This window comes from Streptomyces sp. NBC_01439 (assembly GCF_036227605.1).
Classification (GTDB): Bacteria; Actinomycetota; Actinomycetes; order Streptomycetales; family Streptomycetaceae; genus Streptomyces.
In genome coordinates, this window is the sequence record NZ_CP109487.1 from 410,144 (window position 1) to 433,262 (window position 23,119).

The window sequence follows — 23,119 nt, forward strand, 5'->3', positions numbered from 1 at the left end:
GGACGGCCGGTTCAGCGGCGGCGGGCGCGGGTGCGCTTCACCTTCAGCTCCTCGAAGCGCGGCAGGTCGCCCTCCAGGACCCGCTGCCAGGCCCGGCGGTAGAGCTCCGCAGCCGGTTCGGCCGGAACGAGCACGCCCAGCGGGGGCCGGCCACCGGCGCCCGGGCCGTACATCGGGAGCTTCCACTGCTCCACCGGCAGCGTCGGCGAGGGCATGTCGGCCCATCCGCCCGGCAGGAACAACGACCGCCCCGCCCGGCTGCGGCCGGCCGTGACCACCAGGTCGGTGCCGGCCAGTTCGGCGCGGGCGGCCTTGAGCCGGGCCGGCTTCCAGCCGGTCCACCGGGCGGTGTTGCGGTCGGTGGGGTCGGGCATGGCGAGCAGGATGAGGTAGAGGGTGGCCGCGTCGGCGCCCAGGCCGTGCCGGGCGCTCACCTCCTCCACCAGTTCCGGGACGGAGCGGCTCGGGTCCTGCGGCCACCAGGTGCCCTCCGCGTCCGTCGCACCGGCCGCCGGAGCGCCCGGATCGGCGAGCAGCGCGGCGAAGCGCGGGTCGTGGGCGGTGCGCAGCGCCGTCTCGGCGGCGGAGGGCCGCTGGTCCTCGCCGCGCAGCGCCGGCAGGTACGGGTCGGAGCCCGTGGAGTCGAGCAGGGCCGGCCGCACGGCGGGCCTGGGCATGTCGTCGTGGGTGGCCATGACGACGGCGCCGTACCGTTCGAAGCCCTCGCCGGTCTCGGTCGGGGTGCCCGCCGCCTTCCGGAAGTCGGGAAGGTTGGTGTAGTGCCCGATCTCCAGGAGCAGTTCGGGCGCGGCGAGCCGCTGCCGTACGGCGGTCAGTACGGGCGGCAGGACCGCTCGTACGGAATCGCCCGCGGGCAACCGGTGGGCCAGCCAGGCCGCCATGGCCATGGCTCCGGTCAGGACGGACACGGTGAAGGGTTCGGTGGCCGGCTCGGCGGGCTCCACGTGGTCGCCCTTCACCGTCCAGGCGACGTCGACGGAGAGCTCGCGCGAGGCGGCCGGGTCGAGCAGCGCGGCCAGGGCGCGGTGCGCGGGCCAGCTGCCGCGCACGGCGCGGGCGGCTTCGGTGCTCAGCCACTCGGGGACGGGGGTACGCCGGCCCACGCGCCGGTTCCAGACCTCCGCGGCGGCGACGACGTCGGGCCCCTCGCTCCACAGCAGCGCCGGATCGGCGGGGAGCAGGGCCCCGACGACGGCGCGCCGCAGTTCGGTGTCGAGGTTCTTGAGCTCGTCGCGGGCGTGCGCGGCGTCGGTGGCCTTGACCCCGAGGACGGTGCGCAGTTCGGGGGCCAGGAAGTTGCGTTCGTGGCTGTCGACGCCCGGGAGCCCGGCGACCACCAGGCGGGCGAGGGTGCCGGAGACCCCGGTGAGCCGGGCGAACTCCTCCGCCGCTTCGGGGCGGAAGGGCGCGGGCCCGTGTGCGGCGGCCGCGGCGAGGAACGCGGTCAGCCAGCCGGCGCCGCGTTCGCGGTCGCCGAGCGGGGCGTCGCCGCGGACGGTGTAGGGGCCGGGGACGGTGAACCGGCCCGTGGGGTCGTACAGGAGCGCACCGAACTCGTGCCCTTCGGGCACGGATTCGCTGTGCTCGGTCAGCGCGAGGACGGCTCCGCCGCCCAGCGGCAGCAGGCTGCGGTGGTGGACGTTACGCTCGCCGTCCGGGGTGAGCAGGTGCTGCCGGTCGAGGCGGAGCAGGACCCTGCGCCAGCGGTCCGCGGAGCCCTCGGCCGAGGCCAGACCGAGGGCGTCGACCGTACCGAGCAGGGTGAGCAGCCCCTCCCGCTGCTCGTCGGTGGGCGCGACGGTGACGGCGCGGTAGGCGACGGCCGCGGGCTGGTCCAGCAGCGGGGTCCACGTGAAGGACCAGTACGGCAGCCCGGGCGTGTCGAAGTGCAGCAGGCCGGGCACCGGGGCGGCGTCGGTCCGTGCGCGGGCGGCGTCGAGTTCGCTCAGCGTGTAGTGGGCGGCGTCGCTCTCGCCGCCCCAGCGGTAGTAGCCCGAGCCGATGAGACCGCTGAGTCCGTCGGCGATCAGCCGGTCGCCGGGGCCCTGCTCGCGCTCCTCGACGGGAGTGTCGTCGGGGTGGAGCCGGGCGGCGATCGCGTCCAGGGTCTTCTGCTGGGTGAGGGTGAAGCGCAGGACCTCGACGATACCGCCGATGATCTCGGGGGCGGTGATCTTCGGCAGGGCGGCGCTCACCAGCTCGGGCAGGTCGGCGGCCTTTTCGGCCGCGGCGGCCGTCTTGAGCAGGGCGGCCACGGTCTCCCGGTCGGCGGCGCGCAGGACGGCCGAGCCCTCGGTGTCGCGGGGGCGCAGTGCGTACCAGTGCGACAGCGGCGGAAGGTCCACGCTGCCCGTGCCGAAGGCGGAGCGCCGGCGGTGGCCGTCGCGGGAGCAGGCGGTGATCACTCCCTCCGGGTCGGTGATGCTCAGCTCCTGCCAGTTCTGGGACAGTGCGCGGGGCCGGTCGTCGCCGGGGAAGGTGAGGGCGGCGACGGGCGCGTTGCGGCCCTCGGGCACGGCGACGGTGCGGCCGCCGGTGTCGGTGCCCTCCCAACCGTGGTCGCGGAGCGATACGGTGCGCCAGCCGAGCAGGCCGTCGGTGGGCTCGCCGAGCACCGAGCCGGCCACGGCGGGAGTCGGCCGCAGCCAGTTTGAGGACCCGCCGCGGCGGCGGCCGTCCGGGTCGGCGCGCAGTGCATCGGCGAAGAACGCGGGCAGGGAGGACCGACCGTGGGTCCCGCCGACGGGGTCGTACTCGAACCAGCCGGTGTCGTTCTGCTCCTCGCGTCGCTGCCACACCCAGTACGAGGTGCCGTCGGACAGCAGGGGCCGCTCGTCCGGCAGCTTGGTGTCGCCGCGGTGCAGGACTCCGCCGCCGGTGACGCGCCCGCCGCCGGGGAGCTGCAGGGAGATGTGGTCGCTGCGCAGCGACCAGTGGTTGCGGTCGGTGTCCAGGGTGAGAATGGTGCCGGGCGAGTGGTGCCAGTAGCCCTGTGTCCCGCTGGTGCTCCAGGAGGACCAGAAGACGAGCAGCTCACCGTCGACGTAGTGGAAGCCGTAGTTGTACGAGGTCCCGGTCGGCACGCGCAGGTCGTGCGTGAGGACGGTGGAGTCGGCGTCGATGACCCGGACCTGGGTCTGGTTGGCGACGATCAGGTAGGGCCAGGCCTCCACCACGTTGAGGGCGTCCCGGCCCCGGCCGGGGCTCAGTTCGGCGAGGGCCTCCTCCCAGGAGGGCCAGGCCAGTTCCTCGAAGAGGCCGCCGCGCAGAGTACGGGCGAGGGTTTCGGCGAGGTCCGCGGCCGCGGCGGCGGCGACTTCCTCGGGGGCGAGTTCCAGGGCTTCGGTGGGCAGCCACCCCAGCCGTGCGATGGCTTCGGGTACTCCGGGCAGACCGGCGGCGGTGGAGGCGACGGCGACGTCGTGCATCCATGCGGCCAGCAGGGGACGGCCGCCGGGCGAGGCGGCGACGCGCCGGACGACGTCGGCGCTGCCGTCGCCGAGGTTGCTCAGCGCGCGCCGGAAGGCGGGGTGGAAGCGCTGGTCGGCGCCGAGGGCGAGCAGGTCGCGGCGCTGGTCGCCGGCGGCCCACTCGGTCAGGTTCAGGTGGTCGTACCGGTGCCGGCGGTGCTCGCCCCCGGCCTCGGGATCGGCGACCGGGACCTCCAGGGCGAGCAGCAGGTCGAGGAGGTCGGTGTCCTCGACGCCGATCCGCAGGCCCGCATCCCGTTCGGGCCGGGCGAGTTCGGTGCGGAGTTGGGCAGCGCAGCGATCGACGAGGTCGAGGAAGGGCGGGAGCGCGGGGCGCCGGCCCCAGCCGGTGTGGCGGGCGGCGTGGAAGCGCTCCAGCCAGCCGGCGGTGCCGTCGGCGCAGCGCTGCTCGGCGGGCAGGTCGCCGTCGACGAGGCCGGCGGTGACTCCGGCCTCCTCCAGGATCTCCAGCCACACGCTGGTGAACTCGCCGCCGTCGCCGCTGGGCGGGGTCAGGCCGAGGAGCGTGCCGCGGACGGCGGGAACGCGGCGGGCGAGGGCCACGAGGGCGCCGCGGTGTACCTTCCACCAGCCGAGCGCGGCGCGCAGGGTGGCGGGCAGGGGCAGCAGCTCGGCGAGGTAGTCCTGCTCGGGTTCGGTGCCGGTCAAGCCCGCGGCGCGGGCGAGGCGGCGCAGTTCGGCGGCGGCCTGGGCGGAGGGCGGCAGCCCGCCGGCGGTGCGGCGCACACACAGGCGGCGGAAGCGCTCGTAGGCCTCGGCGGGGGTGACGCGGCCGGCCAGGGCCTTGCCGTAGCCGGTGAGCACCTTCACCGGCAGGGCTCCGACGAGGGCGAACTCGAGGAACACGGCGTCCAGGCGGTCCTCGTCGATGGCCAGCCCGTACTGGGCCTCGGCGTCACGGGCCCGGCCGAACAGCTGGGCGGCGTAGGTGGTGTTCTCGACGGCGAGGAAGAGCCGCGCGGCCTGCTCGTGGAAGAGGGGCAGGAAGTGCGGGACGGACACGGCGAGGCGGCCGGCGAGTTCGAGGCAGGCGTCGAGGGCGGCCTTGGGCTTGGTCTTGGCCTGCCGGGCGATCCGGTCCAGCTCGGGGACGACGGCGAGGGCGTGGTGGCCGTCCTCGGGGTGGTGGACCAGGACCCATTCGGGGAAGCCCAGCGCCTGGCGCTTGCTCAGCCCGACGACGGGCGGCTCGCCCTCGTCCCGTACGAGTCCGAGGAAGCCGGCGGCGAGGTCCTCGGCGGCGCCCAGTTCACCGGGGGCGAGCCGGACCACGACGCGGTCGTCGCCGAGGCCGGGGTGGCGGTAGGAGCGCGCGGTCAGTTCCACGACGTCGGGACCGGCGCCGGTGGTGTCCCGGGGCAGTACGGCTCCGGCCTTGAGCAGCAGTTCGGCCTTGTTCATGTCGGTGTCTTCCTGGTGCGTGCTCACGCGTCCCCGCCCTCCTCGATCTTGCGCCCGGCGTACAGCGCCGCGGCCATCCGCATGCCTTCGGACCAGGCCACCGGTCCGACCTCCGGCAGGCGTACCGCCCGACCGTCCTCGTCGTGCCAGCTCAGTGCGCCGGTGGTGGTCTCGTCGTCGTAATAGGGTTCGCCGATCCACACGGCGGCCTCGGTGCCGGTCCCCGAGTCCCGGACCTTGCAGGTGGCGTAGCCGCCGGAGACCCGGTAGCCGAGGCCCGTGGCCCGGGCCGCGAGGCTGAAGCGGCTGGAAAAGGACCCGCCCGCGTAGTCGCGGACCTCGGTGGCGCTGGCGGCGACTTCGGCGGGCTTGTGCCAGGTGGCCCGGTGGATCTGCTCGACCCGCTGCACGATGCCCAGCTCGGCCGCGAAGTCCCGTACGTCGTCCAGGTCGGGCAGGAGCACGGGGTGCGGCAGCGTCACCGTGCGCGGGGAGAGCCGGACGGTCTCGCCGTCGAGGTTGACCACCTTCAGCTCACCGGAGGCGGTGGCGTCCCGCAGGAAGCCCACCTCGTCCGGGTCGTCGCCGACGACGGCAACATCGCGCAGTGCGCTCTGCCAGGCCTCGTCCGGCCAGACCCGGGCGAGCAGTTCGGTCGGCACGGGCAGCGAGGAAACCATCCAGCTGTCGACCTGTGCGGCGCAGGCCGCCTCGTGCCGGTCGAGCCATTCGGCCAGCCTGCGCAGCCGGTCCACCTCGGGATGGTCCTTCAGGGCCTTGGGCAGTGTCTTCAACTGCCGTCCTGCCGTCCGTCCGGTGGCGGACCTCGCCGCCACCCGTCCCTCCACCAGGGCGATCTCGTACCCCTCGCCCGCCGCCAGCCATGCCATCAGACCGTGCCCCTCCGCCTGTCCCGTCCGGTTCCGCGCAGCCCTGACAGGGGGGAGCCGACCCCCCTGAGCTGCGGTATGTCGGGAGACTAGCGAGAACCACTGACAACGCCCGCCGGAGGGCCCTCAGTAGGTTGATTGTCCGGTTCTGGGTAGTGTTTCCGGGACAGCGTGCGGAGCGGTACCGGCTCGGGGTGGGGTTATGGGACGTCAGATACGTGTGCCGGGTCCGGTGCTGGTGGCGCTGTTGCTGGCCGCCGCCACCGGGTGCTCCGGTCCGATCGCGCCGGACGGCGGGGACCCGAAGGCGTCCGCGCCCGCGGGCTCGCCGTCCAGCGCGGCACCGACGGCCCCGAAGGCGCCCGACTCGCCCGGCGACGACACCAAACCGGCCGGTGGGGACGTACTGACCGGTATGGTCACCGCCGCCGTGGCACGGACCCAGTTGGCGGCGCTCGAGGTGGCGCCGGTGGGGACGATGGCGGGCTACAGCCGGGACAAGTTCACGCACTGGGCGCAGCAGGGCAACAAGTGCGACACCCGCGAGGTGGTCCTCGAGCGCGACGGCACCGGGGTCATCCGGGACGCCGAGTGCAGGGCCGTGTCCGGCAACTGGAAGAGCCTCTACGACGGGGTGGTCGTCACGGACGCGGGGAAGATGGACATCGACCACGTGGTGCCGCTCGCCGAGGGCTGGCGCTCCGGCGCGGCCGGCTGGGACTCCGCGCGGCGCAAGGCCTTCGCCAACGACCTGACCCGTCCTCAGCTGCTGGCCGTGACCGCGGCCTCGAACCGTTCCAAGGGCGACCAGAGCCCCGACCTGTGGCAGCCGCCGGACAAGACGAGCTGGTGCCAGTACGGGCGGGCCTGGACCACCGTGAAGTCCACGTACGGACTGACCGTCACCGAACCGGAGAAGACGATGCTCACCACGATGCTGGACACCTGTGCCTCATGACGCAGCCGCACCGTTGGCAGGACGACGTGCTCGCCGGGCCGGGCGGCGCCATGACCGATGAGGTCGGCGTGATCACCGGCCCGCTGACGCTGCGCAGCACCGAGGCGTCCGGGGGCCTGGTCCGGTTCGAGGTCCAGTACGAGGACGCCGACGAGTGGTACACGCTCACCGGGAGCCCCCGGGCCCACCGGGGCGACCCGGCCGCCCTGCACGCCGCCGCCCTGGCGGCGATCCGCGCGGGCGACGGGGCCGTGGCGCCGGGCTGAGACGCCTGCGCGGGAGACGACTCGGGGGACGGCTCGGGGGCCTCGGCGTCGGCCGATCGGGTGATGCGGCCGCCCGGATCGGGGGCGCGGACCAGGGGTGTGGATCCGGGCCCGGATCAGGCCTCGTACTCGGTGAGGTCGATGCCGTGGACCCGCACGGAAGTCCCGTACCGGGGGTCGGTGGTGTCGCGTTCCACGGCCATGCCCAGTTTGCGGATCACGTTCTCGGAATCGGTGTTGCTCATCCGGTTGATCGCGACGACCCGGTCCAGGCCGCGGTCCTGGAGCGCGAACTCCAAGGTGGCGTGGGCGGCCTCGGAAGCGTAGCCCTGGCCCCAGTACTGGCGGCCGAGCCGCCAGCTGATCTGGACGTCCGCGCGGGCGTCCGGCAGGTTCTCGAGGACCGAGAGGCCGACGGCGCCGATGAGCTCGCCGGAGGCGAGGAGCTCGACGGCGAAGAGCCCGAAGCCCTCGTCGTCCCACTCCTCCTCCCAGCGCTCGATCTCCTCGGCCGTCTCGTCCAGGCCGAGGGTGTCGCCCTCGCCGATCCAGCGCATCACCTCCGGGTCGGCGTTGATCTCCGAAAGGGGGACGAGGTCGTCGTCGGTCCAGCGGCGGAGGAGGAGTCGGGGGGTACGGATCTCGGTCATGCCCACATCCTGCCGAATCTCCGCCGACCAGCGGTAATCGGCCGTTGCGCCAGTGTTGCGGGTTCGTGGACATCGGCGCGGGACAGTTCCCGCGGTCCGCCCCGGGCCCTACCGTCCGTGGGAACCGTGACCAAGGAGTGCTCCTGCCATGCCCTTCGATCTGTCGGACGAGAGCCGGTACGACCGCACGCGCCTGCGGCAGTGGGCGCACGGCCGTGCCCGCTCCGCCGGAGTGGACCGCCGTGATCTGCTGAAGCTGTTCGCGGCGGGGGCCGCCGCCGGATCGCTGGGCGTGGCCGCGGGCGGCACCGCGGCCTCGGCCGCGCCGCGAGGGACAGCCGCACCCGTCGCGGACCCGGTGCCGCGCACCGTCAAGCCGCTGCCGCCCGAGCTGTTCACCCTCCGCGGTACGAACGCGGAGACGAACTTCGCGGCGCTGCGCGGCACGGGAGAGCTCACCCCGATCGACCGGTTCTTCGTGCGCAACCACACCTCCACCCCGCGGATCGATGCCGACGGGTGGCGGCTGTCGGTGTGGGGCGAAGGGCTGGCGGGCGGCCCGCTGGAGTTGTCGTACGAACGGCTGCGCGCCCTGCGGCCGGTGGAGCGGACGCTGTTCATCGAGTGCGCGGGCAACGGCCGCAGCTTCTACACCACGCAGCAGGGCCAGCCGGTCACCGGCACCGCCTGGACCTTGGGCGCGATCGGCGTCGCACGCTGGCGCGGCGCGCGGCTGTCGGACGTACTGCGCCTGGCGGGCGTGACCCGGGGCGCCGTGGACGTCCTGCCGCGCGGGCTGGACGAGGAGGTGGTGGCGAACGGGGTCAACCTGGGCCGGGTGCGGCGCCCGCTGCCGGTCTCGAAGGCGTTGGACGACGTCCTGCTGGCCTACGAGATGAACGGGCAGCCGCTGCCGCCCGACCACGGCGGGCCGGTCCGCCTCGTGGTTCCGGACTGGGTCGGGATCTCGTCGATCAAGTGGGTCGGGGACATCGAGGTGAGCGGGGAGCCCCTGTATTCGCCCTGGAACACCGACCTGTACCGACTGTTCGGGCCCGAGCACCCGGCGCAGGGCAGTGTCCCGCTGACCCGGCAGACCCTCAAGAGCGCGTTCGAGCTGGAGCTGGGGGCCACCGTTCCCGTGCACCGGACCCGGCTGCTGACCGGCCGTTCCTGGTCGGCGGCGGCACCGGTCACCCGGATCGACGTCAGCACGGACGGCGGCGTCCGGTGGCGGCGGGCCCGGCTGCACGACACCCCGCACAGGGGCGGCTGGGTGCGCTGGTCGGTGCCGTGGACCCCGCGGACGACGGGTGCGACCTCGCTGCTGGCGCGGGCGACCGACGCGACGGGGCGGACACAGCCCGATCGGTCGGTCCACAACACGCAGGGCTACCTCTTCGACGCGGTGGTCCGCCACCCGGTGACGGTGGTCTGACCCTGCCCCCGGAATCCCGGGCATGCGCCCCCGCACCCCGCACTCCGGGTCAGGGGGTGTGGAAGGCGACCTCCGGGGCGTCCGGCGACGGGCCGTCGAGCACGGGCTGCGGGCGGCCCCCCAGGTGCTGGTCGAAGAAGGCGCCGACGTAGCGCCGGGTCAGTTCGACGGAGCGGCCACCGGGCAGCGGGGCCTCCTCGTCGGGCAGGCCCAGCTGTTCGCCGATCGCCGGGAAGTCGGTGAAGGTGAAGTGGCCGGAGCCCGCGAAGGTGATCCAGCGCTTCCAGCCGTCGAGCAGCGGCCAGTCGCGGTCCCAGCTCTCGTTGCCACCGGGGCCGCGCTGCTGCGCGCCGAGCAGCATGAAGGGGCGCCCGCCGAGTCCGGCCACGGGGACCGGCGTGGAGAAGCCGCCGTCCATGTTGATCCCGGCCCGGATCCTGCCGTCGGCCGCCATCGCGGCGGCGGTCGAGGACCCGCCGATGGAGTGGCCGGCCATCGCGATGCGGCTCTTGTCGATGAGACCGGCGTGGCGCCAGGCGGGGTCCCGTGCCGTGAGGCGGTCCAGGAGGTAGGACACGTCACGGGCGCGGGTCTCACCGACGGTCCGGTAGCCCGCCTCGTCCTTGACCTTCTCGCAGGCCAGGCACGTGAGCACGCGCCCGCCGGGGAAGGCGGTCCCCACGCTCTCGTACGCGTGGTCCACGGAAGCGACGACGTAGCCGCGGGAGGCCAGGTCCTCGGCGAGCGCGGTGAGGGTGGCCCGGTGGACGGTGAAGCCCGGGGACAGGACGATCAGCGGGTACCGGCCGGCGACGGGACGGGCGCCCGTCCGGCCGTGGCTCCGGGTGCCGGTCAGGGTCTCGACCGGGATCACCCGGTCCAGCCCGCGGTCGACCAGCAGCAGCCGGGCCTCCTCGGGGGTGAGGTAGCGGGTGGCCCGGCCGCTGTCGTGGCGAGCCGGGTAGCGCATGGTGATCATCAGCTCGCGCGGCCCGGATCCCGCCCAAGGGTCGGTGCGGCTGCGGTCCACCAGGTGCAGGTCCTCCCGGCCGACCGCGAAGCGGCCGGTGGGGCGCGGGAGTTCCACCGTCGTGCGGCGGTCATCGGTCACCACCGCCCCGGTGGCCACGGAGGGGTCCGCGGCGACCGAGGTGCCGGCGGTGGCGAGCGGGAGGGGCAGGAGGATCGCGGCCAGGGTCAGGGCGGCGGCGGTTCTGCGGTTCTTCATGAACGTCACGCTATGCGCGCGGTTCTGGTGGATCGTCAGTCTCCGAGGCGGATCGACCGTCAACCCCCGGAGGGAGTCGGCGGCGCCGGGTCACTCCTGAGGCGTAGCCACACTGATGGCGTCGAGCTGGCCCCGCAGGTAGGCGTGCGAGTCGACGGGTTCGTGCACGATCCGGCCGACCGGGGCGGGCAGCGACTCCACCCGGGTGTGCGGGTCGCACTCGTAGAAGTAGACGAGGGAGATCAGCTCCTCGGTCGGGGTGTGGGCGGGCGGGGGCAGTACGCGGTGGCGGCCCGCGCGCCAGCGGTCACCGGTCCAGCGGGCCATCAGGTCGCCGATGTTGACGGTGAGCGCCGCGGGGTCGTAGGGCGCGTCCTGCCAGCCGTCCGCCTCGGTGTGGATCTGGAGCCCGCCCGCGCCCAGCTGCCGGTCGAGGACGGTGACGGTGCCGAAGTCCGTGTGGGCCCCGATGCGGAACTGGCCGGGCAGGGGCGGGCCGACGATCTCAGTGCCCGGGTACCAGTTGAGGTTGAACCCCCAGGTGGGGTGTGAGGTGTGGCGGGTGAAGTGGTCATCGGCCAGGCCCAGCGCGACGGCGAGCAGTTCCAACAGTTCGTCGGAGAGGGACCGCATCAGCCGGAGGTACTCCGTCACCAGCGGCCGGAGCTCCGGCAGTTCGGCGGGCCACACGTTGGGGGCGAACCATTCGGCGTCCACGGAGGGGATCCCGGTGGGGTCCTCGGCCGCGAAGGACCAGGACTCCTTGAGGTCGGGCGGCGAGGCCGCTCCTTCCGCGTAGCTGTTGGCCTCCGCCCCGGGGCCGAGCCAGCCGCGGCCCCCGACCGGGACGGCGTACGGGGCCTTCGCGCTCGCGGGCAGTCGGAAGAACCGGCCGGCCGCCTCCCGGATCCGTGCGGGGAGCGCCGGGTCGATGCCGTGCCCGGCCACCAGGAGGAAGCCCGCTTCGCGCAGGGCCTCGTCGACCCGGTCGGCCGTACGGGCGCGGGCCGCGGGTCCGCCGGACCGCCACGGCCCGAGGTCGATCACGGGAATTTGGGCTGCGGCCATGGGAGACCTGCCTTCCGGGGGCTGCGGGCGCGTCCGGAACCGAGGCTATCGCCGCGCGCCACCGGAGGGGATCGCCACGGAGCGTGATTCTCGGACACTTTCCGTGTGCATTCGCCGCCATGGATCGCGAAGATCGCCACGATAAGCACCAGAATGGGAAGGGCAGCGGTGGCTCACCAGGGACGGAGCGAACGGTGGAGATTTCGACGAAGGAGGTCTTCGGGGCCCCGTGCTGGGTGAGCCTGATGACGCGCGACCTCGGCACGGCCCAGCACTTCTACGGTGCGGTCGTGGGCTGGAGGTTCCGCCCGACCCGTCTCGGCGAGGCGTTCTCGGTGGCCTTCCAGGGCCGGGTGCCGGTCGCGGGCATCGGGGCGCTGGCCGCGGACCTGGGCGTGGCGGCGGCCTGGACCCCTTACTTCGCCGTCGACGACGCCGATGTGGCGGTGGACCGGATCCGGGAGCGGACGGGCACGATCGCGGTCGGCCCGGTCTCCTTCGAGTCCGGCGGGCGCGCCGCGCTCGTCGCCGACCCGGACGGCGCCGTCTTCGGGATCTGGGAGGGCAATGTGGAGGCGGACTGGCGGGTGGGCCGGGGTCCGTCACCCGCCTGGCTGGAACTGCGCACCAGGAACGCGCTGGACGCGGCGATGTTCTACGGCGCGGTGCTGGAGTGGGCCACCGGCCGCGGCGGCTGCTGTGAGGTCTCGTACGAGGAGGACCAGGTCGTGCTGCGCCAGGACGGCGAACCCGTCGCCCGGCTGAACAGCGGCCCGGTGGAGATCGCCTCGTACTCCCCGCACACCCGGCCGCGCTGGCACGTCCACTTCCGGGTGCCGAAGCTCCGTCCGGCGGTGGAGGCCGCCGTCTCGCTGGGCGGACGGGCCGTCTCGGACACCACCTCGAACGCCACGGAGCGGTGGGTGACGCTCCGCGACCCGGACGGGGCCCTGTTCACCCTCACCACCGCCCTCGGGTCGGACCGGGACTGACCGTCGCCGTCCGCCGTCGGCGGGGGGCGACTCACACTCGGTGACCCTTCGAGATGCGGGCGCAGGGCAGGCCTGGTTCGCTGAATCCGCCCGCTCTCCCCCACAGATCCAAGGAGCGATCATGAGCGTTTCAGGTGAGTCCCGCGGCCGGTCCCAGCAGATGCGCGCCAAGGCCAAGGAGCTGAGCGACGCGGCCGAGCGGTCCACCGACCCGGAGGAGCGCCGCCGGCTGAAGGAGAAGGCCCGCCGCCTGCAGGAGCAGAGCGAGCAGGAGGGCCGCATGGACGACCGGGGCATGGACCCCATGTAGCCCGTAGGCCTCCCCACGTACGCCCGCGCACCCCCACCGGCCGGTGTCCGCCGCGATCCCCCTCGCTGCGGCCACCGGCCGGTGCCGATACCGGCTTGGGCCCGCGAGGATCAGGGACCTAAGCTGCTGCCCCGGATCGCCTTCCTCCAGGAGTCACCCGTGGCGCGCTCGCTCGACGGCCTCGTCTTCGCCCCCGTGGCCGACCAGTCCCCCGGCCAGGTCGGCCGCCGGACCCGGTTCGAGTACCACGAGCAGGACGACCGGGTCTGGGCCGAATACCGGGGCGGTGACGTGGCCATGGGCTACCTCGTCGGCACCCGGTCCGGCCGCACCATCGACTTCCGGTACGTCCAGCTCCGCCACGACGGCACGACCGCGTCCGGGCATTGCACCTCGCTCCTGACGGAGCTGCCCGACGGGCGCCTGCGCCTGGAGGAGACGTGGACGTGGGAGTCCCAGGAGGGCAGCGGCACGAGCGTGGTCGAGCAGCTGCCGCTCTGAGCGTCGACCGGGCGAGGGGGAGATGAGCAGCCGCTCCTCGGCCTCGACCGCCTCCACCGGTCGGCCCGCGGCCTCCGCGCTCCATCCCCGATCCGTTGTAGGACGAGCTGTTCGCCGCCATGGGCTGCGAGCGGGACCGGGCCCTGATCGACGGAGGCACGCGTCCGGCTGGCCCGCCGTCTCGACGGAGAACTACGCGCGCACCGGACCGGATCCGGGCCCGGTTCGAGCCGCGCTTCCCGCTCCGCGGACCACGGTGATCGGGACCTGCAGTTGATGCGGGGCGGAGCAGAGGGGGAACACCACATGGCCCCGTCAGCCGTGGTGACGAAAGACGAGCAGATAGCGCCAGAAGAGGAGCCTGCGGATGTTGCATCCGGGCAGCAGCACCGCGGCTTCCCGGCGGATCTCGACCAGGGGCACGGCCGGCTGCCTCACCGGTGCCTTCACCCGTTCCCGACCAGTCGCAGCAGAGACGGAACGGAGTTCGTCCCTCACCGCGACAGCCAGCTTGGCGACGGCGTTGACGGGCACAGCTGCCAGGCTCCAGGCCCAGTCGAGCCGGGTCGTCTCCGGATAGCACCCCAAGATCACGAGCACCCCGCCGGGCGCGAGCGCGTCACGCAATGCGGCGACGGTCTCGAACGGCATGTGGTGAATGCTGGCGAGGCACGAGATGAAGTCGTAGTGCGCCTTGGGAAGTTCGACTTCGGTCACGTCCGCCTGCCGGAAGCGTGGACTCTGGTCACCGGCCATCCGGCCGGACAGCGCGCGAGCCTCCGCGACGGCCTCCTAGGACGGATCGACCGCGTCGACCTCCATGCCCAGGCGAGCGAGCCGACGCGCGAACCGGCCGGTCCCGCACCCCACGTCCAGTGCCGCACCGCAGTTCCGCGGCACCTGGCGCAACAGCAGGCGGTGATAGTGGTCGTTGTGATCGAAAGGCATGGCGCCGACCCTGCCACAGCGGACGCACTCGGCCCCACCTTTCCACCATCAAGGCCCTTGTGGCGAAAGGACCGCTGACGCCACCGCCACCGCCACCGGAAGGCCCACGGGACGGCCCCTCAAAATGGTCCGTGCTCCTCCTCAGAGGCTCCCCGAGCGACGTGTTCCTTCGAGGAGGAGCCTCTGACGACGGATCTTGACGGACGCTCACCCCGTGGGAGGGTGATCAGAGGCGGACGTTCCAGTCGACCGAGGAGCGCAGGGTGCGCACCACCTTCGGGTCGCGCACCGATGGGGTGCGGTCCTCGGCCGTAACCGTCAGGCGGTGCGTGCGGAGGTCGAAGAGCCACAGCTGCGCCACCGGCACCTCGGTGCGGCCCTGGAAGCGCTTCAGCTCCCGTCCGTCGAGGTACCAGCGGACCACGAGCTGTCGGCCGTCCGCACCGGCCAGCTTCGGCACGGACGCCTTCGCCGTGTGGCGCAGCCGCAGGGTGCGGTCGGTCGGGGTGAGCGGGGTGACGATCCGCGCGTGCTGGTAGAAACCGGCGATCATCGACTCGACGCCGGGCAGGTTGAAGGGCTTGCCCAGGACCCGCATGAGGGAGTTGTCGGTGGGCCGGTACAGCCCGGTCACGAAGTAGTTGCCGCCCTCGTACGCGCCGACCGTGCCGCCGTCGGGAGATTCCTCGCCGAGCCAGCGGTACCACTTGGCCCGCTGTGCGGCCATGCGGTCCGCCGGCAGGGTCGAGCTGTTGGATTCGCCGGGTTCGGGACCGGTGTACCGCTCGTAGTCCGGGACGCCCGGGTAGAAGTACTCGTCGGCGAGCTTGCCGAGGGAGTGGCCGGTCTCGTGGATGGCGACCTGCCCGGACTTCGGGTGGCCCGCGGACGCCGTCGATATCCCCTCGTACCCGAGGGTGGGGTTGGGTTCGTTGTAGCCCGCCCCGCCGTACTTGGCGCTGTTGGCCAGGACGATGACGAGGTCGGCGGCGGGCGCCTTCGCCACGTACGCGTCCACCTTGGGCTGGTCGATGCAGAGCAGCCGCTCGATGTTCTCGCACCAGAAGTACGACCCGAGGGCGGTGTCGCGGACGGTGGCCGGAGCGGGGTCGCCGGAGACTCCGGAGTCGTGCGAAACGGCGTCGACCGTCCATACGTTGAAGAGGTTCCGGTACGTGGCGTAGGGCTCGACGGCGGCCACCTCGGCCCATTTCTGCTCGGCGTCGGTGTGGAACCGGGCCAGTTCGGCGGCGGTGTACCCGTCACCGATGACCACGACGTCGAGGCGGTCGGCGGTGGAGCCGTTGTCGATCATCTTGGTGACCTGGCCGTCGGCCGACCGCTCGGCCGGGGACAGCCGGCCCGAAGCCTTGGCGGGGCTGCCTGCGGCCGGTACCCGGGCGTGGCCCGACCCGGCCTCACCGCCGTGCTCCGGCCCGGGTATCTCGACCTCGATCCGCGGCCCCGTCGGGGCGGTGGCCGCGTCGGCGGGTCCGGCCGGTCCGGCGGCCACCAGCGCGGCGGTCGCGCAGATCGTCGCGACGGCCGCACGCCATGCCGAGCGCACGGCGGGACGCCGGCCCGGACGCCTGCCCGAACCTCTGACTGGATCCATGAAGTACTCCCCCGGGAACGGAAGTTAAATGGTTTGTTAAGCGCGTTGAATCGGTTGCTTAAACTAGGTGGCGCACGGGACGTGCGCAATGCCTGCTCCCGCTGAATACTGGGGAGTTCGAGCGACCAGGGGGAATTCATGGACGAACCGGCCCGGATCGGCCGCAGGGTGCAGCGCATGCGCGGCGAACTCGGCTTGACACAGCGACAGTTGGCTGAGCCCTCCTACACCTCGGCCTACATCTCCACGCTGGAGTCGGGCAAGGTCCGGCCCTCCGAGACCGCACTGCGCTTCCTCGCCGCCCGCCTGGGCACCTCGTACGAGGAACTCGCCACCGGCCGCCCCGCCCACCTGGCCACCGAGCTGCGGCTCGCCCTCACCGACGCCCAGCAGACGCTCGCCACGGGCGCGGCCGACGAGGCCGCCGCCCGCTACCGGCGGCTGCTCGCCGAGGCCGAGGAGCTCGGACTGGTCCCCGAACAGGCGGAGGCCCGGCTCGGACTCGGCGACTGCGCCCTGGAGTCCGGCGAACTGCCTGACGCGATCGGTCACTTCGAGGCGGCCGAGCGCCTCCTCGCGGACGAGCCGCTCCCCCGACGGGCCCGGCCGATCCGCGGCCGGGCCGTCGCGCACCTGCTCGCCGGTGAGCTGCGCTACGCCTGCTACCTGCTCGAATCCACCATCGACGAGCTGGGCGCGAGCGGACTGGCCGACCCCGAGGCGCTGGTCCTGCTCAACGCCGCGATCATCGGGCCGTACCTCGACATGGGCGCCCAGGCCCGGGCCGCCCGCGCCGCCGAGCTCGCCCTCGCGCTGGCCCCGCAGGTCAGCGATCCGGCACTGGTGGCGGGCATGCACCGGCAGGTGGCGCGCACCTTCCTCGCCGGGGGGCGGGTGGCCGACGCGGACGCCTCACTGGCGAAGGCCCAGGAGATCTACGGGCAGCTGCGGCTGCGGACCGATCTGGCGCACTGCCACTGGATGCGCGGCTACGTCCAGGCGCAGAACGGCGAACTCGCTTCGGCAGAGCGGGAGTTGCGCCTCGCCCGGGACATGCTGTCGGCCCGCCGCGCCGGACTCTACACGGCGCAGGTGGAGGTCGAGCTGGCCGACGTACTGCGCCAGCTCGGGCGGTACGAGGAAGCAGCCGGGCTGCTCTCGGCGCTGCTCGAGCTGGGGGACAGCCACGGCGCCGTGCACGCGGGCGGCGCACACCGGCTCCTCGGTCTGATGGCCGAGGAGCGCGGCGAGCCGGAGGCGGCCGAGGAGCACTACGTACAGGCGTTGGCGCTGCTGGAGCGCAGCGGGGCGTCGGGCGACCTCGCCGACCTGTGCCGACTGCTGGGTGATCTGCTGCGGCGCACGGGCCGGGTGGAGGCGGCCATGGACGCGTACCGCACAGGCCTGGGGCACCGGGCGGCGCCCGGCACCACCACCCTGGGCCCGGCGCCCGCCGCGCCCGCGGTGCGGCCCGCCGTCAGTGGTTCTCGGTGGGCTGCAGGTCCCGCGGAATGAGCGTCCAGGTCGTGGCCGCCGCGGCGACCGCGAGTACGGCGGCCAGCAGGAAGGCCGGAGTGATCGCCAGGGTGTAGGCGTGCGAGGCGGTGTCGAGCGGGCCTCGCCGACGGCGCCGCCGATGCGCTCGGCGGTGTGCGCGGCCTCGCCGACGGAACCCCGCACGGCTGCGGCGCTCGGGCCGTCCAGTTCCAGGGTGGGCAGGTTGCCCCGGTAGAGGGCCGCCGCGGTGGAGCCGAGGACGGCGACTCCCATGGCCGAGCCGAGTTCGTAGCAGGTCTCCTCGATGGCGGCGGCGCTGGAGACTTCGGCGGCGGGCGCGGCGGAGACCAGGGTGACCGAGGCCACGGTGGTGGCGAGGCCGGCGCCCAGGCCCATCACGGTCAGGGCGGCGGCGAAGGCCGGGTAGCCGAGGTCGGTGAACTGCTGGAAGGTCCAGGGCAGTGCCATGCCGACGGCCAGGACGACCAGCCCGGCGCCGAGCACGTGGCGGATGGCGAAGCGGTGCATCAGCGAGGGGGCCACCATCGAGGCGGCGATCAGCGCGAGCGGTGCGGGCAGCAGGCGCAGTCCGGCCTCCAGCGGGGTGTAGCCCTCGCCGTACTGGAACCACTGGGTGACGAGGAACAGGATCGCGCCCATGCCCACCATGGGCAGGAAGATCGCGGTGGCCGCGACGCTGAAGGCGGGCTTGGCGAACAGCCGTACCTGGAGCAGCGGGTGGTCCAGGCGCAGCTGACGGCGTACGAAGACGGTCAGCGCGGCGGCTGCGATCAGGAGCAGGGCCCAGGGCAGCGGGTCGGCGATTCCGCTCTTGCCGAGCTGCTTGATTCCGCCCGCGAGGGCGAGCATGCCGACGACGGACTGGCCGACGCCCCACCAGTCCCACCTGCCGCTGCTGCGCGGGGAGCGCGATTCGGGCAGGTAGCGCAGGCCGGCCGCGACGATGACGGCGGCGACGGGGAGGTTGAGGAGGAAGGCGGAGTGCCAGCCGTAGTCCTGGACCAGGAGTCCGCCGACGACCGGCCCGAAGGCCATGCCGCCGCCGAAGACGGCCGCCCAGACGGCGAGCGCGAAGGCGCGCTCCTTGGCGTCGGTGAAGACGGTGCGCAGGATGGACACGGTGGCGGGCATGATGGCCGCGCCGCCGATGCCGAGCAGGGCGCGGGCGGCTATGACGTGCCAGGCCTCGGTGGAGAGCACGGCGATGAGCGAGGCGAGCGAGAAGATGCCGAAGCCCACCACGAGCAGCCGCTTGCGCCCCCAACGGTCACCGAGCGCCCCGGCGGTGACCAGCAGTCCGGACAGGGCGAGCGCGTAGACGTCGATGATCCACAGCTGCTGCACGGCGCCCGGCTGGAGGTCGTCGACGAGCGAGGGGAAGGCCACGTTGAGGATCGTGGTGTCCATGGAGATGAGCAGGAGGCTGCCGGAGAGGATCGCCAGGACGATCCACCTACGGGGGGCCTGCGCGGGGGTGTGCATGGGGTTCCGTTCAGAGGTGCGCACGGCGCGCACGGTGGTGAGGAGTTTCAGGGCGCGGGAGCGCCTGCGGGGGGCGGCGCGAGCGGCCGCGTCCCGCTGAGGAAGGAGGTCAGCACCAGGTGGCCGATCTGGCGCGGGGCGAAGTGTCCGTCGCGCACGCCCTCGGCGGCCGCGTCGAGCAGGCCCCAGAGCGAGTACCAGATCCAGTACGGCGGGAGGTCCGCGCGCAGCCGGCCCAGCCGCTGGCCGAGGGCGATGAAGGCCACGGCCTGCTGGTCCTGCCGGTCCACGCCCGCCCGGAACTCCGGGTCAGCGAGGACGGTGGCGTCGCGCGAGGTGAAGCCGTAGAGGTGGGCGGCGGGCATCAGGGCGATGACCAGTTCCTCGATGGCGGCGTCGAAGGCGGCCGCGTCGGCGCTCGGAGTCAGGTCGAGCGGAGCCAGGCGCCCTCGTCCTGCCGTACCTCGCCAACGGGGACGACCTCGCCGAAGCGGGACTCGCGGCGGCCCCCACGGACCGGCGGACCGTCGGGGACACCTGGGCCCGGCAGCTGGAGTACGCCCCCGTCCTCGCGCTCGTCGACAGCGCGGACGCGGGCGACGAGGACCGCGCCCTGTTGGCCCAGTTGCACCCGACCGCCCGCCGGGTGGTGACGGGGTCCGGCGAGCTGGCGCGCGCGGCCTTCGCCGGTTTCGACGTCGAGGCGGCGGCCGCCGCCCAGCATCCGGCCTGCGCGCTGCTGCCGCAGGAGGCGGACGAGGCCGGGGTCGCCACGCTCGTGTGGCACCGCCACCGCCCCTTCCACCCGGAGCGGCTCTACGAGGCCCTGGAGGACCTGGTGGCCGCGGCCACCCGCAGCCGCGGCCGCTTCTGGCTCGCCGACCGCCTTCGGCGCCTTCCTCGACCCCGCCTCCTGACCCTCCGACAGACCCGGTCCGGGCCCGGTTGTCGGTCCTGGACACCGGTTCCCGGTCGCCGGTCCTAGTCGCCGGTGCTACGGGCGCGGGCTCCCGAGCGGGTGCGGCCCGCGGTCTGGGCCCGCTGGGGGTGGCGGCGCACGTACTCGTGCTCCAGCTCGTTCATCCGCTTCGTGTGGGTGACCAGGGCGTCGTCGGACCCGTGCAACAGGGTCTCGTGGCGCGTGCGGTGGATGGCCTCCAGCTCCTTGAGGAGCCTGCCCTCCTCCAGTTTCTGCGCCGACGGACCGCCGTCGTGCTCCGTCATGGCACGTGCACCTCCTCCACCGGGCCGCGGGATCAGACTGGGCCTACCTCCCCGGCCACTCCATCATGCCCCGCACCACGGGAGCGGGCCTCCGGGGCCGGGAGCGCCGCACGGTGTTCATGCTCGTCGCACCCGACCGGGCCGCGCCGCGCGCGATCGCCGCCCTCGTCGACCCCTCCGCCCCCATGTCCGCAACACGCCAGAGACTGGTAGACACTGTCTACGGATCCCTGGTAGACAGTGTCCATGGACCAAGAGGGACCGCTCCGGGAGCGGCTGATCGACGTCGGTGTGGAACTCGTCATGAGCGAGGGCGCAGGCGCTCTCGGGCTGCGGGAGATCGCCCGCCGGGCGGGTGTCTCGCACGGGGCGCCGCGCCGGTACTTCCCCACCCACCAGTCCCTGCTGTCGGCGATCGCCCGGCGCGGGTTCGAGGATCTCGGGGTGCGCATCGCGGCCTCGGCCGGTGCGCCGGAGCTGTCCCCGCGAGAACGGGTGCGGACGATCGGGTGCGCGTACGTCGGCTACGCGCTGGAGCACGCGGGGATGTTCGCGCTGATGTTCCGGCACGACCTGCTGGACAGTACGGGCCGGGGTCCCTCCGAGGGGCCGCGGCTGCGGGAGGCGACGATCCCGATGTTCGATCTCCTCGTGTCGCTCGTCCGTCGGTGCGGGGCGGCCGAACCCTCCGTCACCGCCGCCGCGTTGTGGGCCAACCTGCACGGCGTGGCGCAGTTGTGGCGCTGGGGCAGCCTGCAGCTGGCCCTCGGCGGCGCACCGGTCGACGGCGTCGAACGGCTCGTCGGCGCCGCCGTCGACGCGCACCTCGGTCCGGAGCCCGTATGAGGCAGCGGACATCTCTCCTCGTCAGCGTGGCGGGAGCCATGCTCGTCGCGCTGGACGGCACCGTGCTGACCGTGGCCCAGCCGAGCCTGCGGCGCGACCTCGGGGCGAGCGTGGCGCAGGTCCAGTGGACCAGTACCGCCTATCTGTTGGCCGTGGCCGCGTTCCTGGTCGTGGCCGGACGCCTCGGCGACCGGTACGGGCACCCCCGACTGTTCCTCGTCGGCGTCCTCGGCTTCGCCGCGGCCTCGGCCGGCATCGTGTGCGCGCCCGGCGTGGGCTGGGTGATCGCGCTGCGCGCCGCGCAGGGCGTGTTCGGCGCGCTGCTGCAGCCCGCGACGCTGGCAATGCTGCGGCTCGCCTACCCGCCCGACCGGCTCCCCGCTGCGGTCGCCGTGCGGACCAGCGCGATCGGACTGGCCGCGGCGGCCGGCCCGCTGCTCGGGGGCCTGCTGGTCGCGCGGTGGGACTGGCGGGCGGTGTTCGTGATCAACGTGCCGGTGGCCCTGGTGCTCGCCGCGCTCACGCTCGCCGTACGGGCCCCCGCACCCCCGCGGACGGAGCGCGGACGGCTGGAGGTCACCGGTGCCGCCCTGCTCGCCACCGCCCTCGCGGTGTTCGTGCACGCGCTGGTCGGCGTGCCCGCGTACGGGTGGACGGCTGCGCCCACCGTCATCGGTTTCGGGGCCGCCGCAGGGCTCGCGGCCCTGTTCGTACGCCGGGAGCGGCGGGCCGCGCTGCCGTTCGTCCCGCGCGCCGTGGCCCGGTCCACGGCGGTGACGGCCTCGATCGGGCTGCTGCTGATCGTCTCCGCGGGCATGTTCGGGGCGCTGTTCACGGCCACGTTCCAGCTCCAGGACGTCGAGGGGCTGGACCCGCTCGCCACCGGTGTGCGGGTGCTGCCGCTGACCGCGCTGATGGTGGCGGGGGCGCCGGTGGCGGGCCTGGCACTGCGCAGGTTCGGTGCGCGCCGGACCGCGCTGGCCGGTACGGGGCTGGTCGTCGCCGGCATCGCCGGGCTGGGATCCGCGTCCCCGGTGGCCTTCGGGGTGCTCGGCGCCGGGTTCACCACCGTCATGGTCACCGCCACCGGGGCCGTGGTCGGCTCGGCCCCGGCCGGGTACGCCGGGGTCGTCGGGGGGCTCAAGCAGACGGCCATGAACGTCGGACCGGCCCTCGGGATCGCGGTCGCCGCGGGCGTCGGGCCGCACGGCTCGTCGCTGGTGGCGCTGGCCGCGCTGACGGCCGTGGGTCTGGTGGTGGCCTCAGCTCTGCCCGGCGGCGCGCGCCCGGCAGTTGCGGGCGACCTCGTCGGCGAAGACCAGGGCCGGCGGGGCGAGGGCGGACCAGCGGCGGACGGCCCAGCCGACCGCGAGCGGCGGCAGGGCGGGGATCGGCACGAGGCGCAGCGGGCCGTCGGAGCCGGGGACCCGCCAGCCGGGCAGCGCGGGCACGACGGCGTGTCCGAGGCCTAGTTCGGCGAGCAGCAGGGCGGTGTCCCAGTCGGCCACGCTGGTGTCGGAGCTGACCCGGATGCCGGATTCGGCGAAGGCGGCGTCGAGGTGGGCGCGTGAGGCGGAGTTCTTGGGGAGCCGGATGTGGCGGATGCCGGCGAGGTCGGCGGGGTCGATGCGGGCGCGGGCGGCGAGGGGGTCGTCCGCGCCGACGGCGAGTACCCAGGGCAGCTCCATGACGGGGCGCAGCTCGATGCCGCGGACCGGGCCGCCGATGGTGATCCAGGCGAGGTCGAGGGCGTCGGCGGCGAGGGCGTCGAGGCAGTTGCGGATGGAGTTCTCGGTCTGGAACTCCAGGCTCACCCCGGGGTGGCGGCGGCGGAAGGTGACGACGGCCTCGGCCATGAAGTGCCGCACCGTCGTCCCGCCGGTGGTGATGCGGACCGTGCCGCCACTGCCCCGGACGAGGTCCTCCACGCGGCGCAGGGCGCCGTCGAGTCCGGCGATGCCGTCGGCGGCGGCCGCCTGGAGGATGCGGCCGGCCGCGGTGGGCAGAACGCCGCGGGCATGGCGTTCCAGGAGGCTCGTGCCGGTCTGCTTCTCCAGGCGGCGGACGTGCTGGCTGACGGCCGATTGGGTGCAGCCGAGGTCGCGGGCCACTGCGCTGAGGCTGCCCGACCGGCAGACGGCCACGAACACACGGAGATCATCAAGGGTCACAAGACCCAAGGTATCGCTTGGAGGTTGAGAGCAAATTGGAGGATTGACTTGGGTTTTGGATGGGATCAAGATCGATGCAGGGCCCGGGCGGCAACCTGTCC

General features: G+C 73.7%; 17 protein-coding genes and 4 pseudogenes. 10 read left to right on the forward strand and 11 right to left on the reverse strand.

The window, feature by feature from the left end; genetic code table 11:
- Positions 1 to 11: 11 nt before the first annotated feature.
- On the reverse strand, positions 12 to 4,913 hold the full coding sequence (locus OG207_RS01970) for a DNA-binding protein (RefSeq protein ID WP_329107401.1): 4,902 nt from the start codon (positions 4,911 to 4,913) through the stop codon (positions 12 to 14).
- Positions 4,914 to 4,936: 23 nt separating this feature from the next.
- The gene (locus OG207_RS01975) at positions 4,937 to 5,803 is read right to left on the reverse strand and encodes a DUF4132 domain-containing protein (RefSeq protein WP_329095269.1); all 867 of its coding nucleotides are present in this window, start codon (positions 5,801 to 5,803) and stop codon (positions 4,937 to 4,939) included.
- A gap of 202 nt (positions 5,804 to 6,005) precedes the next feature.
- Between OG207_RS01975 and OG207_RS01980 the strand changes: the two genes are divergently transcribed.
- Complete coding sequence (locus OG207_RS01980) at positions 6,006 to 6,761, forward strand: HNH endonuclease family protein (protein WP_329095271.1); 756 nt, start codon at positions 6,006 to 6,008, stop codon at positions 6,759 to 6,761.
- Positions 6,758 to 7,027, forward strand: coding sequence for a hypothetical protein (locus tag OG207_RS01985; RefSeq protein ID WP_329095273.1), 270 nt, complete (start codon positions 6,758 to 6,760; stop codon positions 7,025 to 7,027). The genes OG207_RS01980 and OG207_RS01985 overlap by 4 nt, the downstream gene beginning before the upstream one ends.
- 116 nt (positions 7,028 to 7,143) lie before the next feature.
- Here the strand turns inward: OG207_RS01985 and OG207_RS01990 are convergent, their stop codons facing one another.
- Complete coding sequence (locus OG207_RS01990; RefSeq protein ID WP_329095275.1) at positions 7,144 to 7,677, reverse strand: GNAT family N-acetyltransferase; 534 nt, start codon at positions 7,675 to 7,677, stop codon at positions 7,144 to 7,146.
- A gap of 148 nt (positions 7,678 to 7,825) precedes the next feature.
- Here OG207_RS01990 and OG207_RS01995 point away from each other — a divergent pair, with 148 nt between their 5' ends.
- Positions 7,826 to 9,115, forward strand: coding sequence for a sulfite oxidase (locus OG207_RS01995; protein WP_329095277.1), 1,290 nt, complete (start codon positions 7,826 to 7,828; stop codon positions 9,113 to 9,115).
- Between the two features lie 49 nt (positions 9,116 to 9,164).
- Here the strand turns inward: OG207_RS01995 and OG207_RS02000 are convergent, their stop codons facing one another.
- Positions 9,165 to 10,343 carry an alpha/beta hydrolase family protein gene (locus OG207_RS02000; protein WP_329095279.1) on the reverse strand — a complete coding sequence of 393 codons (1,179 nt, stop codon included), beginning with the start codon at positions 10,341 to 10,343 and terminating at the stop codon, positions 9,165 to 9,167.
- A gap of 90 nt (positions 10,344 to 10,433) precedes the next feature.
- Entirely contained in the window at positions 10,434 to 11,411 is a 978-nt protein-coding gene (locus OG207_RS02005; protein ID WP_329095281.1) for an isopenicillin N synthase family dioxygenase, read from the reverse strand.
- Positions 11,412 to 11,656: 245 nt separating this feature from the next.
- Between OG207_RS02005 and OG207_RS02010 the strand changes: the two genes are divergently transcribed.
- The 3 genes from OG207_RS02010 (at position 11,657) to OG207_RS02020 (ending at position 13,214) form a co-directional block, all read left to right on the forward strand.
- Positions 11,657 to 12,403, forward strand: a complete 747-nt coding sequence (locus OG207_RS02010) for a VOC family protein (protein WP_329107403.1) — start codon at positions 11,657 to 11,659, stop codon at positions 12,401 to 12,403.
- Between the two features lie 121 nt (positions 12,404 to 12,524).
- Positions 12,525 to 12,713 (forward strand): DUF6381 family protein, encoded by a 189-nt coding sequence (locus OG207_RS02015; RefSeq protein WP_329095283.1) that lies wholly within the window; start codon positions 12,525 to 12,527, stop codon positions 12,711 to 12,713.
- 159 nt (positions 12,714 to 12,872) lie between these two features.
- A complete protein-coding gene (locus tag OG207_RS02020; protein ID WP_329095285.1) occupies positions 12,873 to 13,214 on the forward strand; it encodes a hypothetical protein in 342 nt (113 codons plus the stop codon).
- Between the two features lie 315 nt (positions 13,215 to 13,529).
- Here the strand turns inward: OG207_RS02020 and OG207_RS02025 are convergent.
- Positions 13,530 to 14,162, reverse strand: a pseudogene (locus tag OG207_RS02025) (class I SAM-dependent methyltransferase).
- A 226-nt stretch (positions 14,163 to 14,388) separates the two neighbouring features.
- The gene (locus OG207_RS02030; protein ID WP_329095286.1) at positions 14,389 to 15,777 is read right to left on the reverse strand and encodes a M64 family metallopeptidase; all 1,389 of its coding nucleotides are present in this window, start codon (positions 15,775 to 15,777) and stop codon (positions 14,389 to 14,391) included.
- 138 nt (positions 15,778 to 15,915) lie between these two features.
- On the opposite strand from OG207_RS02030, the gene OG207_RS02035 reads away from it, so the two are divergent.
- Positions 15,916 to 17,292, forward strand: a complete 1,377-nt coding sequence (locus tag OG207_RS02035; RefSeq protein WP_329095288.1) for a helix-turn-helix transcriptional regulator — start codon at positions 15,916 to 15,918, stop codon at positions 17,290 to 17,292.
- 309 nt (positions 17,293 to 17,601) lie between these two features.
- Here OG207_RS02035 and OG207_RS02040 read toward each other — a convergent pair.
- Together OG207_RS02040 and OG207_RS02045 are read right to left on the reverse strand one after the other, a co-directional pair.
- A pseudogene (locus tag OG207_RS02040) lies at positions 17,602 to 18,777 on the reverse strand (MFS transporter); the annotation flags it as partial.
- A gap of 47 nt (positions 18,778 to 18,824) precedes the next feature.
- Positions 18,825 to 19,142, reverse strand: coding sequence for a hypothetical protein (locus OG207_RS02045; protein WP_329095290.1), 318 nt, complete (start codon positions 19,140 to 19,142; stop codon positions 18,825 to 18,827).
- A gap of 80 nt (positions 19,143 to 19,222) precedes the next feature.
- Here OG207_RS02045 and OG207_RS02050 point away from each other — a divergent pair.
- Positions 19,223 to 19,663, forward strand: a pseudogene (locus OG207_RS02050) (GTP-binding protein); the annotation flags it as partial.
- Positions 19,664 to 19,758: 95 nt separating this feature from the next.
- Here OG207_RS02050 and OG207_RS02055 read toward each other — a convergent pair.
- A complete protein-coding gene (locus OG207_RS02055) occupies positions 19,759 to 20,001 on the reverse strand; it encodes a DUF6158 family protein (RefSeq protein WP_266360291.1) in 243 nt (80 codons plus the stop codon).
- 246 nt (positions 20,002 to 20,247) lie between these two features.
- On the opposite strand from OG207_RS02055, the gene OG207_RS02060 reads away from it, so the two are divergent.
- Both OG207_RS02060 and OG207_RS02065 read left to right on the forward strand, forming a co-directional pair.
- The gene (locus OG207_RS02060) at positions 20,248 to 20,847 is read left to right on the forward strand and encodes a TetR/AcrR family transcriptional regulator (protein WP_329095294.1); all 600 of its coding nucleotides are present in this window, start codon (positions 20,248 to 20,250) and stop codon (positions 20,845 to 20,847) included.
- A pseudogene (locus tag OG207_RS02065) lies at positions 20,844 to 22,127 on the forward strand (MFS transporter); the annotation flags it as partial. The gene OG207_RS02060 and the pseudogene OG207_RS02065, both read left to right, overlap by 4 nt.
- On the opposite strand, the gene OG207_RS02070 reads toward OG207_RS02065, so the two are convergent.
- The gene (locus OG207_RS02070) at positions 22,110 to 23,018 is read right to left on the reverse strand and encodes a LysR family transcriptional regulator (RefSeq protein WP_329095295.1); all 909 of its coding nucleotides are present in this window, start codon (positions 23,016 to 23,018) and stop codon (positions 22,110 to 22,112) included. The pseudogene OG207_RS02065 and the gene OG207_RS02070 overlap by 18 nt on opposite strands.
- Positions 23,019 to 23,119 lie beyond the last annotated feature (101 nt).

Excerpts from the sequence above, each read along its gene's own strand:
- OG207_RS01970 (WP_329107401.1), bottom strand. The coding sequence starts at position 4,913 with ATGAACAAGGCCGAACTGCTGCTCAAGGCCGGAGCCGTACTGCCCCGG.
- OG207_RS01975 (WP_329095269.1), bottom strand. The coding sequence starts at position 5,803 with ATGGCATGGCTGGCGGCGGGCGAGGGGTACGAGATCGCCCTGGTGGAG.
- OG207_RS01980 (WP_329095271.1), top strand. The coding sequence starts at position 6,006 with ATGGGACGTCAGATACGTGTGCCGGGTCCGGTGCTGGTGGCGCTGTTG.
- OG207_RS01985 (WP_329095273.1), top strand. The coding sequence starts at position 6,758 with ATGACGCAGCCGCACCGTTGGCAGGACGACGTGCTCGCCGGGCCGGGC.
- OG207_RS01990 (WP_329095275.1), bottom strand. The coding sequence starts at position 7,677 with ATGACCGAGATCCGTACCCCCCGACTCCTCCTCCGCCGCTGGACCGAC.
- OG207_RS01995 (WP_329095277.1), top strand. The coding sequence starts at position 7,826 with ATGCCCTTCGATCTGTCGGACGAGAGCCGGTACGACCGCACGCGCCTG.
- OG207_RS02000 (WP_329095279.1), bottom strand. The coding sequence starts at position 10,343 with ATGAAGAACCGCAGAACCGCCGCCGCCCTGACCCTGGCCGCGATCCTC.
- OG207_RS02005 (WP_329095281.1), bottom strand. The coding sequence starts at position 11,411 with ATGGCCGCAGCCCAAATTCCCGTGATCGACCTCGGGCCGTGGCGGTCC.
- OG207_RS02010 (WP_329107403.1), top strand. The coding sequence starts at position 11,657 with ATGACGCGCGACCTCGGCACGGCCCAGCACTTCTACGGTGCGGTCGTG.
- OG207_RS02015 (WP_329095283.1), top strand. The coding sequence starts at position 12,525 with ATGAGCGTTTCAGGTGAGTCCCGCGGCCGGTCCCAGCAGATGCGCGCC.
- OG207_RS02030 (WP_329095286.1), bottom strand. The coding sequence starts at position 15,777 with ATGGATCCAGTCAGAGGTTCGGGCAGGCGTCCGGGCCGGCGTCCCGCC.
- OG207_RS02035 (WP_329095288.1), top strand. The coding sequence starts at position 15,916 with ATGGACGAACCGGCCCGGATCGGCCGCAGGGTGCAGCGCATGCGCGGC.
- OG207_RS02045 (WP_329095290.1), bottom strand. The coding sequence starts at position 19,142 with ATGCCCGCCGCCCACCTCTACGGCTTCACCTCGCGCGACGCCACCGTC.
- OG207_RS02055 (WP_266360291.1), bottom strand. The coding sequence starts at position 20,001 with ATGACGGAGCACGACGGCGGTCCGTCGGCGCAGAAACTGGAGGAGGGC.
- OG207_RS02060 (WP_329095294.1), top strand. The coding sequence starts at position 20,248 with ATGGACCAAGAGGGACCGCTCCGGGAGCGGCTGATCGACGTCGGTGTG.